This window comes from Streptococcus macacae NCTC 11558, from assembly GCF_000187995.2.
In the GTDB taxonomy this organism is placed as follows: domain Bacteria; phylum Bacillota; class Bacilli; order Lactobacillales; family Streptococcaceae; genus Streptococcus; species Streptococcus macacae.
The window spans coordinates 1,664,016-1,680,428 of record NZ_AEUW02000001.1; the positions used below are offsets into that span (position 1 = coordinate 1,664,016).

The 16,413-nt window shown below is 42.9% G+C and carries 13 protein-coding genes, 13 tRNA genes and 3 rRNA genes; 26 read left to right on the top strand and 3 right to left on the bottom strand.

Translation table 11 applies throughout. The annotated features are described in order from the left end of the window. Positions 1 to 61 precede the first annotated feature (61 nt). The 26 genes from rplO to STRMA_RS08110 all read left to right on the top strand — a co-directional run bounded on the left by rplO (position 62) and on the right by STRMA_RS08110 (position 13,254). Positions 62 to 502, top strand: coding sequence for a 50S ribosomal protein L15 (rplO, locus tag STRMA_RS07990; RefSeq protein WP_003081625.1), 441 nt, complete (start codon positions 62 to 64; stop codon positions 500 to 502). Then, entirely contained in the window at positions 502 to 1,806 is a 1,305-nt protein-coding gene (gene secY, locus STRMA_RS07995; RefSeq protein ID WP_003079790.1) for a preprotein translocase subunit SecY, read from the top strand. Before rplO ends, secY begins: the two co-directional genes overlap by 1 nt. Positions 1,807 to 2,055: 249 nt before the next feature. Beyond that, on the top strand, positions 2,056 to 2,694 hold the full coding sequence (locus STRMA_RS08000) for an adenylate kinase (protein WP_003082091.1): 639 nt from the start codon (positions 2,056 to 2,058) through the stop codon (positions 2,692 to 2,694). A gap of 117 nt (positions 2,695 to 2,811) precedes the next feature. Continuing rightward, complete coding sequence (infA, locus tag STRMA_RS08005; protein WP_002262318.1) at positions 2,812 to 3,030, top strand: translation initiation factor IF-1; 219 nt, start codon at positions 2,812 to 2,814, stop codon at positions 3,028 to 3,030. A gap of 23 nt (positions 3,031 to 3,053) precedes the next feature. Then, a complete protein-coding gene (gene rpmJ, locus STRMA_RS09570) occupies positions 3,054 to 3,170 on the top strand; it encodes a 50S ribosomal protein L36 (RefSeq protein WP_000868345.1) in 117 nt (38 codons plus the stop codon). Positions 3,171 to 3,187: 17 nt separating this feature from the next. Continuing rightward, positions 3,188 to 3,553, top strand: coding sequence for a 30S ribosomal protein S13 (rpsM, locus tag STRMA_RS08010; RefSeq protein WP_003080466.1), 366 nt, complete (start codon positions 3,188 to 3,190; stop codon positions 3,551 to 3,553). Positions 3,554 to 3,565: 12 nt separating this feature from the next. Next, positions 3,566 to 3,949 (top strand): 30S ribosomal protein S11, encoded by a 384-nt coding sequence (gene rpsK / locus STRMA_RS08015; RefSeq protein ID WP_003080097.1) that lies wholly within the window; start codon positions 3,566 to 3,568, stop codon positions 3,947 to 3,949. Between the two features lie 47 nt (positions 3,950 to 3,996). Further along, the gene (locus STRMA_RS08020; protein WP_003082391.1) at positions 3,997 to 4,935 is read left to right on the top strand and encodes a DNA-directed RNA polymerase subunit alpha; all 939 of its coding nucleotides are present in this window, start codon (positions 3,997 to 3,999) and stop codon (positions 4,933 to 4,935) included. A gap of 15 nt (positions 4,936 to 4,950) precedes the next feature. Continuing rightward, the gene (gene rplQ / locus STRMA_RS08025; protein WP_003079202.1) at positions 4,951 to 5,337 is read left to right on the top strand and encodes a 50S ribosomal protein L17; all 387 of its coding nucleotides are present in this window, start codon (positions 4,951 to 4,953) and stop codon (positions 5,335 to 5,337) included. A gap of 217 nt (positions 5,338 to 5,554) precedes the next feature. Continuing rightward, positions 5,555 to 6,829, top strand: coding sequence for a glutamate--cysteine ligase family protein (locus tag STRMA_RS08030; protein WP_003081698.1), 1,275 nt, complete (start codon positions 5,555 to 5,557; stop codon positions 6,827 to 6,829). 179 nt (positions 6,830 to 7,008) lie between these two features. Next, positions 7,009 to 8,557: ribosomal RNA gene (locus STRMA_RS08035) — 16S ribosomal RNA — on the top strand. A gap of 181 nt (positions 8,558 to 8,738) precedes the next feature. Continuing rightward, a tRNA-Ala gene (locus tag STRMA_RS08040) sits at positions 8,739 to 8,811 on the top strand. Between the two features lie 318 nt (positions 8,812 to 9,129). Further along, positions 9,130 to 12,023 (top strand): 23S ribosomal RNA (locus STRMA_RS08045). A 61-nt stretch (positions 12,024 to 12,084) separates the two neighbouring features. Further along, positions 12,085 to 12,200, top strand: a 5S ribosomal RNA gene (rrf, locus tag STRMA_RS08050). The 16S, 23S and 5S rRNA genes sit together here with 13 tRNA genes alongside, the layout of an rRNA operon. Before the next feature lie 4 nt (positions 12,201 to 12,204). Next, positions 12,205 to 12,277 (top strand) — tRNA-Val (locus STRMA_RS08055). 6 nt (positions 12,278 to 12,283) lie between these two features. After that, positions 12,284 to 12,354, top strand: a tRNA-Gly gene (locus STRMA_RS08060). Between the two features lie 30 nt (positions 12,355 to 12,384). Further along, positions 12,385 to 12,458: transfer RNA gene (locus STRMA_RS08065), tRNA-Ile, on the top strand. A gap of 9 nt (positions 12,459 to 12,467) precedes the next feature. Next, positions 12,468 to 12,539, top strand: a tRNA-Glu gene (locus STRMA_RS08070). 10 nt (positions 12,540 to 12,549) lie between these two features. Beyond that, positions 12,550 to 12,639 (top strand) — tRNA-Ser (locus STRMA_RS08075). Positions 12,640 to 12,649: 10 nt separating this feature from the next. Further along, positions 12,650 to 12,723 (top strand) — tRNA-Met (locus tag STRMA_RS08080). 9 nt (positions 12,724 to 12,732) lie between these two features. Beyond that, a tRNA-Phe gene (locus tag STRMA_RS08085) sits at positions 12,733 to 12,805 on the top strand. Positions 12,806 to 12,820: 15 nt separating this feature from the next. Next, positions 12,821 to 12,901 (top strand) — tRNA-Tyr (locus STRMA_RS08090). Between the two features lie 6 nt (positions 12,902 to 12,907). Beyond that, a tRNA-Trp gene (locus STRMA_RS08095) sits at positions 12,908 to 12,978 on the top strand. 17 nt (positions 12,979 to 12,995) lie between these two features. Beyond that, positions 12,996 to 13,068, top strand: a tRNA-His gene (locus STRMA_RS08100). Positions 13,069 to 13,076: 8 nt separating this feature from the next. Further along, a tRNA-Gln gene (locus tag STRMA_RS08105) sits at positions 13,077 to 13,148 on the top strand. Positions 13,149 to 13,170: 22 nt separating this feature from the next. After that, a tRNA-Leu gene (locus STRMA_RS08110) sits at positions 13,171 to 13,254 on the top strand. Between the two features lie 215 nt (positions 13,255 to 13,469). Here STRMA_RS08110 and STRMA_RS08115 read toward each other — a convergent pair. The 3 genes from STRMA_RS08115 to STRMA_RS08125 form a co-directional block, all read right to left on the bottom strand. Then, positions 13,470 to 14,099, bottom strand: a complete 630-nt coding sequence (locus tag STRMA_RS08115; protein WP_003081059.1) for a TetR family transcriptional regulator — start codon at positions 14,097 to 14,099, stop codon at positions 13,470 to 13,472. A gap of 547 nt (positions 14,100 to 14,646) precedes the next feature. Continuing rightward, positions 14,647 to 15,285, bottom strand: coding sequence for an NAD(P)H-binding protein (locus STRMA_RS08120; protein ID WP_234943961.1), 639 nt, complete (start codon positions 15,283 to 15,285; stop codon positions 14,647 to 14,649). Between the two features lie 158 nt (positions 15,286 to 15,443). Then, positions 15,444 to 16,367, bottom strand: coding sequence for an alpha/beta hydrolase (locus tag STRMA_RS08125; protein ID WP_003080652.1), 924 nt, complete (start codon positions 16,365 to 16,367; stop codon positions 15,444 to 15,446). Positions 16,368 to 16,413 lie beyond the last annotated feature (46 nt).

A 16,413-nucleotide genomic window follows, 5' to 3' on the forward strand; every position in this document is an offset into this window, starting at 1 on the left:
TTATAGGGAACACCTTTTCCCCTATAAAGGCGTTAGCATTTTACAAATAAGGAGAAAATAAATGAAACTTCATGAATTAAAATCTGCTGAAGGATCTCGAAAGATTCGCAACCGTGTAGGTCGCGGCTCATCATCAGGAAATGGTAAAACAGCCGGACGCGGTCAAAAAGGCCAAAAAGCTCGCAGCGGCGGCGGAACTCGTCCAGGTTTTGAAGGTGGTCAAACTCCCTTATTCCGCCGTCTTCCAAAACGTGGTTTTACAAATATTAATGCTAAAGAATATGCACTTGTCAATCTTGACCAGTTAAATATTTTTGAAGATGGTACAGAAGTTACTCCAGATATCCTTAAAGAAAAAAGAATTGTTCGTAATGAGAAATCAGGAGTTAAAATTCTTGGCAATGGGGAACTAACAAAAAAATTAACTGTTAAAGCAGCGAAATTTTCAAAATCTGCTGAAACAGCAATCACTGCTAAAGGTGGTTCGATCGAGGTGATCTAATGTTCTTTAGGCTTTTAAAAGACGCTCTGAAGGTAAAAAGTGTTAGAAAGAAAATCTTTTTCACTATTTTTATTATTTTTGTATTCCGTGTTGGAACACACATTACTGTGCCAGGGATCAATGCTAAAAGTCTTGAACAATTAAGTGATTTACCTTTTCTAAATATGCTTAACCTTGTGAGCGGTAATGCAATGAGTAATTTTTCGGTTTTCTCTATGGGGGTTAGTCCCTATATTACAGCTTCCATTGTTGTTCAGCTTTTACAAATGGACATTTTACCTAAGTTTGTAGAATGGGGAAAGCAAGGTGAAGTCGGACGGCGTAAACTTAATCAAGCCACACGCTACATTTCATTGGTTCTTGCTTTTCTGCAATCAGTCGGTATTACAGCAGGTTTCAGTGCTCTTTCCAGTGTTTCGCTTGTCAAAACACCTAATGTTCAGACTTACTTGTTGATCGGTGCTATTTTGACTGCTGGAAGTGTGGTTGTCACTTGGTTGGGAGATCAAATTTCAGACAAAGGCTTTGGTAATGGCGTTTCAATGATTATCTTTGCAGGGATTATTTCATCAATTCCATCAACGATTAAGTCTATCTATGAAGATTATTTCGTTAATGTTCGTTCTGGTGAGTTGACTAATTCCATCATTTTTGTGGGACTTTTAATTTTAGCAAGTTTAATCATTGTATTTTTTACAACATTTGTAGAACAAGCGGAATATAAAATTCCAATCCAATATACAAAATTGACGCAAGGAGCTGCAACAAATTCTTATCTTCCTTTAAAGATAAACCCTGCTGGAGTCATCCCTGTAATCTTTTCAAGTTCAATTACAACTATTCCAAGTACAATTATTCCTTTCTTTCAAAATGGAAGGGATATTCCTTGGCTGACAACTTTACAAGAATGGCTTTCTTATACAAATCCAACAGGTATGGTTGTTTATGCAGTTCTTATTGTCCTTTTCTCATTCTTTTATACATTTGTTCAGGTAAATCCAGAAAAGACAGCTGAGAATTTACAAAAGAACGCTTCTTATATTCCAAGTGTTCGACCTGGACGAGAGACAGAAGAATACCTTGCTTCGCTGTTAAGGAAACTAGCTACAATTGGCTCGATTTTCTTAGCGTTCGTAGCTTTGAGTCCGATTGTTGCTCAGCAGCAATTTGGGCTGTCGTCAAGCGTTGCTTTAGGAGGAACAAGTTTATTGATTGTTATTGCAACAGGTATTGAGGGAATGAAACAATTAGAAGGCTATCTCTTAAAGAGAAAATATGTTGGCTTTATGAATATTACTGAATAAATAAAGAAATACTTTTTAACAAAATAGAACCCAGTTGTTTGTTTTATTAACGCGAAAGTTTATATGCAAACATTTTAAGGGGTAGAAAGCTAATCTTAATAGCTATGCTAAAAGTGGCTTCTACTCCTTTCTATTTTGTTTCCGAATGGGTTCATTAACAATAAGCCCATTCGGAAACAAAATAACTTTACTTTAAAAAATTTTTAGGTATCATTTTTAAAGTTTCTATAATATTGAAAGGGAGTTTATATGAATCTTTTAATTATGGGGCTGCCAGGGGCCGGCAAAGGAACTCAGGCTGCACGAATCGTTGAAAAATTTGGAGTTGTTCATATCTCTACAGGGGATATGTTCCGAGCAGCAATAGCCAACCAGACTGAAATGGGACTTTTAGCTAAGACTTATATTGATAAAGGAGAATTAGTCCCAGATGAAGTAACAAATGGTATTGTTAAAGAACGTTTAGCTCAAGAAGATGTGAAGCAAAAAGGATTCTTACTGGATGGTTATCCTCGTACAGCCGAACAGGCTCATGCTTTAGATACTACCTTATCTACATTGCATATTAAATTAGATGGTGTGATCAACATTATTGTTGACCCGGCTCATTTAGTGGAACGCTTAAGCGGTCGAATTATCAATCGTAAGACAGGCGAAAGTTATCATAAAATATTTAATCCGCCGACAGACTATAACGAGACAGATTATTATCAGCGTGAAGATGATAAGCCAGAAACAGTTAAGCGCCGTTTAGATGTTAATATCGCGCAGAGCCAACCCATTATTGATCACTACCGTACAAAAGGTTTGGTCTACGATATTAAGGGAGACCAAGAGATCGAGTTTGTTTTTGAAGATATAACAGAGGTTTTGTTGAAATTAAAGTAAAATCATTATTTCTTTATTGATTTTTATTGCAAAAAGTGATAGACTAAGATAGTCTGACTTATATTGTTTCCTCTATTATTAGAGGACGCCAAATCGAAATTTAGGGGGTACTTTTGCGTGGCAAAAGAAGATGTGATTGAGATAGAAGGTAAAGTTGTAGAGACTATGCCAAATGCTATGTTTACAGTTGAATTAGAAAATGGACATCAGATTTTAGCGACCGTATCTGGAAAAATTCGAAAGAACTACATTCGAATTTTAGTTGGAGATAAAGTTACTGTCGAAATGAGCCCATATGATTTAACAAGAGGACGTATCACATACCGCTTTAAATAATCGAAATAAATGGAGGGATAAAAATGAAGGTAAGACCATCGGTTAAACCAATTTGCGAATACTGTAAAGTTATTCGCCGCAATGGACGTGTTATGGTAATTTGTCCAACAAATCCAAAACACAAACAACGTCAAGGATAAAATAGAAAGGAGAAAAAATGGCTCGTATTGCTGGAGTTGATATTCCAAATGATAAACGTGTTGTCGTTTCATTAACTTATGTATATGGTATTGGTCTGCCAACTGCTCAAAAGATACTAGCAGCAGCAGGCGTTTCAGAAGATATCCGTGTTAAAGATTTAACATCTGACCAAGAAGATGCTATCCGTCGTGAAGTTGATGCTATTAAGGTTGAAGGTGATCTTCGCCGCGAAGTTAATTTGAATATTAAACGTTTAATGGAAATCGGTTCATACCGTGGAATTCGTCATCGTCGTGGACTTCCTGTCCGTGGACAAAATACGAAAAATAACGCTCGCACTCGTAAAGGTAAAGCTGTAGCGATTGCCGGTAAGAAAAAATAGGAGGTAAATAAATTGGCTAAACCGACACGCAAACGTCGCGTGAAAAAGAATATTGAATCTGGTATTGCTCATATTCACGCAACTTTCAATAACACTATTGTTATGATTACAGATGTGCATGGTAATGCTCTTGCATGGTCATCGGCTGGCGCACTTGGATTTAAAGGTTCACGTAAATCAACTCCTTTTGCGGCACAAATGGCTGCTGAAGCTGCTGCTAAGTCTGCTCAGGAACACGGACTTAAGACAGTTGAAGTAACAGTAAAAGGTCCTGGTTCAGGTCGTGAGTCTGCTATTCGTGCTCTTGCAGCTGCTGGTCTTGAGGTTACTGCTATTCGCGATGTGACTCCTGTACCGCATAATGGTGCTCGTCCTCCAAAACGTCGTCGTGTATAATCATAATAATGGTACTACACTAGATTGTTTTAGAGGAGTAAAAATAGATGATTGAGTTCGAAAAACCAATAATAACAAAAATTGATGAAAATAAAGATTACGGCAGATTTGTCATTGAACCGCTTGAACGTGGATATGGTACAACTTTAGGAAACTCTTTACGTCGTGTACTCTTATCTTCACTTCCGGGTGCAGCTGTAACGTCAGTAAAGATTGATGGAGTATTGCATGAATTTGATACCATTCCAGGTGTTAGAGAAGATGTCATGCAGATTATTCTTAATATCAAGGGACTTGCTGTAAAATCTTACGTTGAAGAAGAAAAAATTATCGAATTGGATGTAGAAGGACCTGCAGAAATTACTGCTGGGGATATTTTAACAGACAGCGATATTGAAATTGTTAATTCTGACCATTATCTTTTTACCATTGCGGAAGGTGCTAGCTTAAAAGCGACAATGACCGTAGAGACAAATCGCGGTTATATTCCAGCTGAAGAAAATAAAAAAGATGGTGCGCCAGTAGGAACCTTAGCAATAGATTCAATCTATACGCCGGTTAAAAAAGTTAACTATCAAGTGGAGCCAGCTCGTGTTGGCAGTAAGGATAGCTTTGATAAATTGACAATTGAAATTATGACAAATGGAACCATCATTCCTGAAGATGCTCTTGGATTGTCTGCTCGTGTTTTGATTGAACATTTAAATCTCTTTACCGATTTGACAGAGGTAGCTAAAACTACTGACGTAATGAAAGAGACAGAACAAGTTTCGGATGAGAAGGTATTGGACCGCACGATTGAAGAACTTGATTTATCAGTGCGTTCATATAACTGTTTGAAACGTGCTGGTATTAATACAGTCTATGATTTAACCGAAAAAACCGAACCTGAGATGATGAAAGTTAGAAACCTTGGACGTAAAAGTCTAGAAGAAGTTAAGGTAAAACTTGCTGAACTTGGTTTAGGATTGAAAAATGATAAATAGAAATAGGAGGAAAAAATGGCTTACCGTAAACTAGGACGTACTAGCTCGCAGCGCAAAGCAATGCTTCGCGATTTAACCACAGATTTATTAATCAATGAATCTATTGTAACGACTGAAGCTCGTGCGAAAGAAATCCGTAAAACAGTTGAAAAAATGATTACTCTTGGTAAACGTGGGGATTTACATGCCCGCCGTCAAGCGGCTGCATTCGTTCGTAATGAAATTGCAACTGAAAGTTATGATGAAGCTAATGATAAATATACTTCAACAACTGCTCTTCAAAAACTTTTTTCAGAAATTGCTCCTCGTTATGCAGAACGCAATGGCGGATATACAAGGATTCTTAAAACAGAACCACGTCGTGGAGATGCTGCCTCAATGGCAATTATTGAATTAGTATAAGATCATCAATTTTGTTGAGTGTTATGATGATGGAATTATTTTTATTCTTAGTCTAGCTCTGGTCTCCCATTAGGCTTTTGCCTAGTGGGAACACTCATCATATTGTTTGGATAGCGTTTATTTAGGAAATGTTTTTCGTTGGAGGCTTTTCCTAAGTAAGCGCTTTTTGCTTTTTTCAGTAAATTTGTTATAATAATTCAAATATACGGAGGAAATTATGACAAAAGCTGTTGAATTGCTAAAGCATTATTATTTACGTAATATTCAGGAAAACCCAGAAAGTTTTATAGGAATTGAACTTGAATATCCCATTGTAAATTTGGAACAAAAAGCAACAGATACGAAAGTGACTAAATCGTTGATGTTTGCTCTTACAAAAGAATTACCATCATTTGAAATAGAAGAATATGATATAGAGGGTAATCCAGTTCAATTATGTGATCAATTAACTGGTGATAAAATTCTGTTTGAAGTTTCCTATAATACACTAGAATTTGCTTTTGGTAAGGTGAAGAAAATACAAGATGCTGAAGAACGTTTTAAGAAATACTTGAATACTATTCAATCTTTTTTAAAACGTTATCACCATGCTATTCAAGGAAAAGGGATACATCCTTATTGGTATTTGAATGATAATAGTGCGGTTAAATTGCCGCGCTATCAGATGTTAATTAAATTTTTGGAATTATCAAAAAAGAAGGAAGATATATTTTTTCATTCTTTTCCAAGATATGGAAGTTTTATTTGTGGAAATCAGGTGCAATTGGATGTCAGCAAAGAAAATTATTTAAGAGTCATAAATGCCTTTAATCAAATAGAAGCAGTGAAAGCTTTTTTGTTTTCAAATTCGCCGTTTGAATTTGAAAATAGCTCTACTAATATATCTCGAGATATATTTTGGGAAAATTCTATGCACGGTGTTTTTGAAGAAAATGTAGGAGTTAATAAAAGCTTATTTCAATCAGAAGATGAATTTTTTGACTATCTTTCTCGTTCTGCTATGTTTTATGTAGAAAGAGACAAAGAAATTTATTACTTTGAGCCCATACAGGTAAAAGATTATTTAGGAAAAAAAGAAATACAGGGATGGAAATTAAATGGTGAAAAGATAGTTATAAAACCTAGAGAGGAAGATATTCAGCACCATAGGAGCTATCAATATCAAGACTTAACAAAACGTGGGACAGTAGAGTTTAGAAGTGTTTGTACACAGCCCCTTGGAAAAACTTTTGCACCTATAGCTTTTCATGTAGGTCTTTTAGAAAATTTGGATAAGCTTGAAGTTCTTTTAAAAGAAAGTGCCTTTCTAAAACGTTACAATTATGATTATAAATTTTTAAGAAGAAAGTTTTCGGAAAATGTTTTGACATCAGAAGAAACTGCAGAAATAACAGACTTTGCTAAAGATATTATCAACTGCAGTATAGTAGGTTTAAAAATGCGTGGTTATGGAGAATCGGCCTATATAAGAGGATTTTTAGAAAAAAGGTAAAAAAAGCCCAGAAAAGAGGTTGACAAAGTTGTTTAGAGTTGCTAGAATATAATAGTTGTCTCAAGACGAGACGAGTCCTTTGAAAACTGAACAAGACGACCAAGTGAGGGTGCTAGGGGACTAGTACCCGTCAAAACAAAGAACTGTCAGCGACAGGAAAAGAAGAGTCACATCAGACTGGACAAGAGAGTTTGATCCTGGCTCAGGACGAACGCTGGCGGCGTGCCTAATACATGCAAGTGGAACGCTGTTTCTGAGTTAGCTTGCTAACTGAGACGGCGTCGCGAACGGGTGAGTAACGCGTAGGTAACCTGCCTCTTAGAGGGGGATAAGGATTGGAAACGATAGGTAATACCGCATAATATCTCTCTAAGCCTTTAGAGGGATTGAAAGGTACAACAGTATCGCTAAGAGATGGACCTGCGTTGTATTAGCTAGTTGGTAAGGTAGAGGCTTACCAAGGCGACGATACATAGCCGACCTGAGAGGGTGACCGGCCACACTGGGACTGAGACACGGCCCAGACTCCTACGGGAGGCAGCAGTAGGGAATCTTCGGCAATGGGGGGAACCCTGACCGAGCAACGCCGCGTGAGTGAAGAAGGTTTTCGGATCGTAAAGCTCTGTTGTTAAGGAAGCAAGTTGGAGAGAGTGGAAAGTTCTCCAATTGACGGTACTTAACCAGAAAGGGACGGCTAACTACGTGCCAGCAGCCGCGGTAATACGTAGGTCCCGAGCGTTGTCCGGATTTATTGGGCGTAAAGGGAGCGCAGGCGGTCTGGAAAGTCAGTAGTTAAAAGCATTGGCTTAACCAATGTCAGCTATTGAAACTGTCAGACTTGAGTACAGAAGGGGAGAGTGGAATTCCATGTGTAGCGGTGAAATGCGTAGATATATGGAGGAACACCAGTGGCGAAAGCGGCTCTCTGGTCTGTGACTGACGCTGAGGCTCGAAAGCGTGGGTAGCGAACAGGATTAGATACCCTGGTAGTCCACGCCGTAAACGCTGAGTGCTAGGTGTTAGGTCCTAAGGGGCTTAGTGCCGTAGCTAACGCAATAAGCACTCCGCCTGGGGAGTACGACCGCAAGGTTGAAACTCAAAGGAATTGACGGGGGCCCGCACAAGCGGTGGAGCATGTGGTTTAATTCGAAGCAACGCGAAGAACCTTACCAGGTCTTGACATCCCGGTGCCATTTCTAGAGATAGGAAGTTACTTCGGTACACCGGAGACAGGTGGTGCATGGTTGTCGTCAGCTCGTGTCGTGAGATGTTGGGTTAAGTCCCGCAACGAGCGCAACCCTTATGGTTAGTTGCCATCATTGAGTTGGGCACTCTAGCCAGACTGCCGGTAATAAACCGGAGGAAGGTGGGGATGACGTCAAATCATCATGCCCCTTATGACCTGGGCTACACACGTGCTACAATGGTTGGTACAACGAGTCGCAAGCCGGTGACGGCAAGCTAATCTCTGAAAGCCAATCTCAGTTCGGATTGGAGGCTGCAACTCGCCTCCATGAAGTCGGAATCGCTAGTAATCGCGGATCAGCACGCCGCGGTGAATACGTTCCCGGGCCTTGTACACACCGCCCGTCACACCACGAGAGTTTGTAACACCCAAAGTCGGTGAGGTAACCGTAAAGGAGCCAGCCGCCTAAGGTGGGACGGATGATTGGGGTGAAGTCGTAACAAGGTAGCCGTATCGGAAGGTGCGGCTGGATCACCTCCTTTCTAAGGAAAAACAAGTAACAGAGGGCGTAAAAAGCGCCTTGATTTTAGGAAATCGACGCTGTGTTCGATGAACACAAGACGATTTATCTAAATCACCAGCTTTTAGCCTGAGTACAATTACTTAAATTCTGTTATGCGTTACAGAAGCACTTGCCGTCTTGTTTAGTTTTGAGAGGGTTGTGGGGCCTTAGCTCAGCTGGGAGAGCGCCTGCTTTGCACGCAGGAGGTCAGCGGTTCGATCCCGCTAGGCTCCATTAAAACAGGATACGAACAGACGATTCGCTTTTTCTAAGAAGTTAGTCTGGCGTTCAACTCAAGGTCTTGTTTTAGTTGATATTAGAATACGATCCTAAACTTCCTAGGAATAAGTCACAAGCGCCTAGTGTCTAAGGGACACGTCGTTGGTTGTCTCCTTATTCTACGCAAGTTTTGCGGCAAACCGCACCGGATCTTAATATCATAAGATGGTTCATTGACAATTGAATAGCTAAACCCCTCTTTCTATAGATTACTCTATAGAAAGAGAGATAACAAAAAAGAAACCGAAGCGAAAAAGCCAAGAACCAAGAAGAGGTTAAGGTAGAAAGGGCGCACGGTGGATGCCTAGGCACTAGGAGCCGATGAAGGACGTGACGAACGACGAAATGCTTTGGGGAGCTGTAAGTAAGCGGAGATCCAAAGATATCCGAATGGGGGAACCCAACAGGTTAATGCCTGTTACCCAACTCTGTTAAGGAGTTGCGGGGGAAGACGCAGTGAACTGAAACATCTCAGTAGCTGCAGGAAGAGAAAGCAAAAGCGATTGCCTGAGTAGCGGCGAGCGAAAGGGCAGGAGGGCAAACCAGAGTGTTTACACTCTGGGGTTGTAGGACTGCAGGAGTGCATAAGGGTATAGAAGAATGACTTGGGAAAGTCAGCCAGAGAGAGTAAGAGCCTCGTATTCGACATAGCCTTATAAACGAGCAGTATCCTGAGTACGGCGGGACACGCGAAATCCCGTCGGAAACTGGGAGGCCCATCTCCCAACCCTAAATACTCCCTAGTGACCGATAGTGAACCAGTACCGTGAGGGAAAGGTGAAAAGCACCCCGGGAGGGGAGTGAAAGAGAACCTGAAACCGTGTGCCTACAAGAAGTTCGAGCCCGTTAATGGGTGAGAGCGTGCCTTTTGTAGAATGAACCGGCGAGTTATGATAAGATGCGAGGTTAAGTTGAAGAGACGGAGCCGCAGGGAAACCGAGTCTGAAAAGGGCGAGAGTATCTTGTTATAGACCCGAAACCAGGTGATCTACCCATGAGCAGGGTGAAGGTAAGGTAAGACTTACTGGAGGCCCGCACCAGGACACGTTGAAAAGTGTTTGGATGACTTGTGGGTAGCGGAGAAATTCCAAACGAACTTGGAGATAGCTGGTTCTCTCCGAAATAGCTTTAGGGCTAGCGTCGACCAGAGACCCTTGGAGGTAGAGCACTGTTTGGGTGAGGGGTCCATCCCGGATTACCAAACTCAGATAAACTCCGAATGCCAAGCGGTTATAGTCGGCAGTCAGACTGCGAGTGCTAAGATCCGTAGTCGAAAGGGAAACAGCCCAGACCACCAGCTAAGGTCCCCAAATAATTGTTAAGTGGAAAAGGATGTGGGGTTGCACAGACAACTAGGATGTTAGCTTAGAAGCAGCTATTCATTCAAAGAGTGCGTAATAGCTCACTAGTCGAGTGACCCTGCGCCGAAAATGTACCGGGGCTGAAACAATTTACCGAAGCTGTGGATTCCGTAAGGGATGGTAGGAGAGCGTTCTATGGGCAGAGAAGGTTTACCGTAAGGAGGACTGGAGCGCATAGAAGTGAGAATGCCGGTATGAGTAGCGAAAGATGGGTGAGAATCCCATCCACCGTAAGACTAAGGTTTCCAGGGGAAGGTTCGTCCGCCCTGGGTTAGTCGGGACCTAAGGAGAGACCGAAAGGTGTATCCGATGGCCAACAGGTTGATATTCCTGTACTAGAGTCAGGAGAGAAGGAGGGACGCAGAAGGCTAGCTAAAGCAGACGATTGGAAGAGTCTGTCCAAGCAGTGAGGTGAGTTAGGAGTCAAATGCTTCTAGCTAAGACATTGAGCTGTGAAGGGGAGCGAAGTTAAGTAGCGAAGTTAGCGATGTCAGGCTGCCAAGAAAAGCTTCTATCGAAGAGAGACTCTACCCGTACCGCAAACCGACACAGGTAGTCGAGGCGAGTAGCCTCAGGTGAGCGAGCGAACTCTCGTTAAGGAACTCGGCAAAATGACCCCGTAACTTAGGGAGAAGGGGTGCTCAGGCAACTGAGCCGCAGTGAAGAGGCCCAAGCAACTGTTTATCAAAAACACAGCTCTCTGCGAAATCGTAAGATGAAGTATAGGGGGTGACGCCTGCCCGGTGCTGGAAGGTTAAGAGGAGCGCTTAGATTAAGGTCGAAGGTGTGAATTGAAGCCCCAGTAAACGGCGGCCGTAACTATAACGGTCCTAAGGTAGCGAAATTCCTTGTCGGGTAAGTTCCGACCCGCACGAAAGGCGTAATGATTTGGGCACTGTCTCAACGAGAGACTCGGTGAAATTTTAGTACCTGTGAAGATGCAGGTTACCCGCGACAGGACGGAAAGACCCCATGGAGCTTTACTGCAGTTTGATATTGGGTATCTGTCACACATGTACAGGATAGGTAGGAGCCAAGGAAGAGTGGACGCTAGTTTACTTGGAGGCGCTGTTGGGATACTACCCTTGTGTGATGGCTACTCTAACCCGGTTGAGTGAACCTCAACGGAGACAGTGTCTGACGGGCAGTTTGACTGGGGCGGTCGCCTCCTAAAAGGTAACGGAGGCGCCCAAAGGTTCCCTCAGACTGGTTGGAAATCAGTCGCAGAGTGTAAAGGTAAAAGGGAGCTTGACTGCGAGACGGACAGGTCGAGCAGGGACGAAAGTCGGGCTTAGTGATCCGGTGGTACCGTATGGAAGGGCCATCGCTCAACGGATAAAAGCTACCCTGGGGATAACAGGCTTATCTCCCCCAAGAGTTCACATCGACGGGGAGGTTTGGCACCTCGATGTCGGCTCGTCGCATCCTGGGGCTGTAGTCGGTCCCAAGGGTTGGGCTGTTCGCCCATTAAAGCGGCACGCGAGCTGGGTTCAGAACGTCGTGAGACAGTTCGGTCCCTATCCGTCGCGGGCGTAGGAAATTTGAGAGGATCTGCTCCTAGTACGAGAGGACCAGAGTGGACTTACCGCTGGTGTACCAGTTGTCTCGCCAGAGGCAGAGCTGGGTAGCTATGTAGGGAAGGGATAAACGCTGAAAGCATCTAAGTGTGAAGCCCCCCTCAAGATGAGATTTCCCCTAACGATAGGTTAGTAAGAGCCCTGAGAGAAGATCAGGTAGATAGGTTGGGAGTGTAAGCCTGGTGACAGGTGAAGCGGACCAATACTAATCGCTCGAGGCCTTAACCGCAAGGCGCTGAGGGAGAGGGTTTAGCTGTTCAATGGTGAGTGAGCGATCATTCAAGAAGAGGTTAAGTGACGATAGCCTAGGGGATACACCTGTTTCCATGCCGAACACAGCCGTTAAGCCCTAGCGCGCCTGAAGTAGTGGGAGGCTGCCTCCTGTGAGATAGGGGCGTTGCTTAGCCAGAGGGAGTTTAGCTCAGCTGGGAGAGCATCTGCCTTACAAGCAGAGGGTCAGCGGTTCGATCCCGTTAACTCCCATAAACTGCGGGTGTAGTTTAGTGGTAAAACTACAGCCTTCCAAGCTGTTGTCGCGAGTTCGATTCTCGTCACCCGCTTTTAATAAAATGTAAACCAAGCATTGGCTTGGGCGCGTAGCTCAGCTGGTTAGAGCGCACGCCTGATAAGCGTGAGGTCGGTGGTTCAAGTCCACTCGTGCCCATAAAATAATGGTCCGTTGGTCAAGGGGTTAAGACACCGCCTTTTCACGGCGGTAACACGGGTTCGAATCCCGTACGGACTATTTGATTTTTGGAGGATTACCCAAGTCCGGCTGAAGGGAACGGTCTTGAAAACCGTCAGGCGTGTCAAAGCGTGCGTGGGTTCGAATCCCACATCCTCCTTTAGGAAGAACGCGGGATGGAGCAGTTAGGTAGCTCGTCGGGCTCATAACCCGAAGGTCGTAGGTTCAAATCCTGCTCCCGCAATAGCAAGAGGGCTCGGTAGCTCAGTTGGTAGAGCAATGGATTGAAGCTCCATGTGTCGGCGGTTCGATTCCGTCTCGCGCCATATAAAATAATCTTTGGAAGGGTAGCGAAGAGGCTAAACGCGGCGGACTGTAAATCCGCTCCTTCGGGTTCGGGGGTTCGAATCCCTCCCCTTCCATATTTTACGGGCATAGTTTAAAGGTAGAACTAAGGTCTCCAAAACCTTCAGTGTGGGTTCAATTCCTACTGCCCGTGTTATAATTACTATAATGGCGAGTGTGGTGAAGTGGTTAACACACCAGATTGTGGCTCTGGCATGCGTGGGTTCGATCCCCATCACTCGCCTTTATTATTGGGGTATAGCCAAGCGGTAAGGCAAGGGACTTTGACTCCCTCATTCGTTGGTTCGAATCCAGCTACCCCAGTTGTTAATATATTATATTGCTTGCCGGCGTGGCGGAATTGGCAGACGCGCTGGACTCAAAATCCAGTGTCCGCAAGGACGTGCCGGTTCGACCCCGGCCGCCGGTAGTATTGATTTGACAAGGTTTTTAGACCTTGTTTTTTTCTTTTCAAAAATTAAGTGTGGAATTGCTAAAAATTTCTAGTTTATTTTTAAAGAACACTTGCTAAAAAAAGCCCTATAATCTCCGAAGTGAATACTTTCACTGCAGGTATTGCAGGGTCAATTAAAATAGATATTTAGGGAAGCAATAGGCTGTGCTTTGAACTGCTTTTTAGCTTATCTATCCCAGAAAATGTAAGATCCCTGTATAGCAAAGCTTATCAAGGGTAACTGTTTTAAAGTCTGTACTAATGCTTGCCATGGCTTCTGCTTGTTTGGCTGTCGGATGGGTTATCGGATAAAGGGAGGAGAGCAAGCTTATCAAGTAATAATCAAAAAGTGTCATTTCCTCCTCTGAAAGAGCAGGATTGATCTTTTTCAGGCCGGAATGAAAGAGCTTAAAGGAGGAAAAAATAAGTGCTTTGAAATTTACTAGGCGTTCAAATGCAACTTTTTCTTCGATGATAGTATAGAGGATGGAAAAGAGGCTCAGCATTTGCGGGTATTGAAGACTGGCGTCAGTCAGGATACGTGCAAAGCTTTCTTTGGTCATATTTTGCTGTTTGGCTAATTGGTCTTCTATTTGGCGTACAAACTTGAGATAGTAATGCTGAAGTAAGTCCAGCATAACCTCTTCACGGGTTTGGTAGTATTTATAAATAGCCTGACGGGTAAAACTGGTTTCTTTAGAAATATTGGTAAAAGTGACAGCCATATGACCCTGGGTTTGGTACAAGTTTTGGGCTACTTTTAAGATTAATTCCCGCCGTTGTGAGATTTGCTCCTTTGTTCGTGCTCGGTAAAATCCCATAATTTCGCCTTCTTTCTCCTGTTTTTCAATATTATTATTGTAAAACAGACACCTCAAAATAGCAAGTTTATCGTTATTTCGTCTATTCTTTTGCCATGAAATTTTTTGAGGACAACTATCAGTAAAAATTTCTTGCGAGCCTTCTGTCTTCTTTTTTGGCGTGAAAATGAATGAGGCCTACTGTATTTAAGGATCTAAAAAGAACTTTCTCTGCCTGCTTGTTGGTGTAGAGAGTTTTTAGTTTTTCAGTGAAATAGTAAGTGCTGATAATGAGGAATTTTTTAGTCTTCTAGTCTGAGCCTCATTTTTGATAATAATATCTTGTTGTGTGTAAAATTTCTACTAGGACTGATGAACAAAATCATATGTACTAGAAGGAATGGATTGAAGGCTGCCTGTCAATGCACAAGGATAGGAATGCTTCTAGAAAACTTAGTTTAATATAGAAAAAGAGATCTGATCATTTAAATGAATGATCAGATCTCTTAACTTGATAGCATTGGGCTTGTCCCCAACCTTCTCGTCTAGCTCTTTAATTTATTTTGGTTTACATAAAGGCTGGTTTGTCCCCATCACTGCCTGGTTTATCAATTCCTATGTTCTCATGGCTGTAAAGGGATGGATTTTTAGCAATCTCTAGGGCAACTGCTGCGACACTGCGGCGGGAAATTTCTGTTCCCTTGAAAGGTTCATCACGAAGAGTGATTTCATAGTCTACTTCCTTTTTATTGGTCAGCCAGGCTGGACGCAAAATGGTGTAGTCCAGGTCAGATGCTTCAATGAGGTCAGATGCCTCACGGTATGGCGGGATGTAAGGGCCAATGTTGGCTGTATTCCATTTACCAAAGGTGCCTGGAACTTCATCAAAGATGCCTAAGGTTGTCACAAAGCTTATACGCTTCACGCCCACTTGATCCATGGCTGCAATGATGGCCTTGGCGTGTGCTGCCATATCACCAGCTAAGCTGGCAAAGACATAGTCCGCACCTTTGATAGCTGGGATTAGGTTTTCTTTTTGATCCGCACTGCCTTCAAAGACCGTCACACGGTCAGCTGGTAGGTTCAGATCGGTCAACTTACTTGCATTGCGCAAGAAAAGATTGAGTTCAGCATCAGTAGTGGTTAAAGCAAGATCAATAGCTTCTAGACCAATCTGACTGTTGGCTCCAATAATGGCAATTTTCATGAGAATTCTCCTTTTCAATTTTAACATAAGGTATGCTGCTCTAGGCGGCGAAGCTTTATAGTCTGTGAAAATCTCTTCAAATTTCGCTAGTGCCGCCTTACCGTAACTCAGTACAAACTGCAGCTAGTTTCCTTGTTTGTTCTTTGATTTTTTGACTATCAGTTTAATTTTTCACTAAAAAAGGCTGCCAGCTTATCAACAGCAGGATTAACATGTTCTCCTTTGTCATAAAGGGATACGTGAGTCGCTCCGTCAATGGTAAAGAGCTCTTTGTCTTTAGAGGCGGCACGCTTGATGACTGACTCTGATTGGTATGCTGTGTCTGCTTGGCTGCCAATGATCATTAAAAGCGGTTGCGTTAACAATTTATCAACAAATTCAAAAGCATCATAAGAAAGAACACGTGGGAAGCTGCGAAGTAAGATAGTGTTGGCTGCTGTTGGGTAGTGAGCACGCGGGGTATTGTAGTATTCATAGGCTTCCTTAGCATACTCAGGCGTTGCATCTGTGAACTCTTCTGGGGAGTTTGGCACATAGCTGGCTGTCAGGAAATCTGCACCTTTTGCTTCAGCACGGCGCCCTTCTGCGACTTGGTCTAAGGTCGCGATGACTGTTGGGAATGGATCTTGGCCAAAAGCATCACGAAAGAGCCAGCCGATATCGATACCTGATACGGTTGCAACGGCTTTGACGCGGCGGTCAATCTGAACAGCATTCAAGGCATAGCCTCCTCCTGCGCAGATTCCCATGAGACCAATGCGGCTGCTGTCAACATTATCATGACGCTCCAGGTAATCCAAAACCCAAGAAATGTCCTCTACACGGTCTGATGGACTTTCAAGGAAGTGGGGCACGCCGCCGCTTTCTCCTTGGTAACTGGCATCGTAGGCGACGGTGATAAAGCCAAAGTTGGCCAATTTTTGTGCATAGAGGCCAGCCGTTTGTTCTTTAACACCACCGCCAGGATGGACAACGATCAAAGCAGGATAAGCTGCTTCTGCATCAAAGTTGTCTGGTGTGTAGATATGAGCTGAAAGATCGATAATATTACGCGGAATGCGGATTTTTGTTTGTTGCGGCATGAGATATTCCTCCTTTTGTTTACATAGGTGATTCGTTGTACAATGT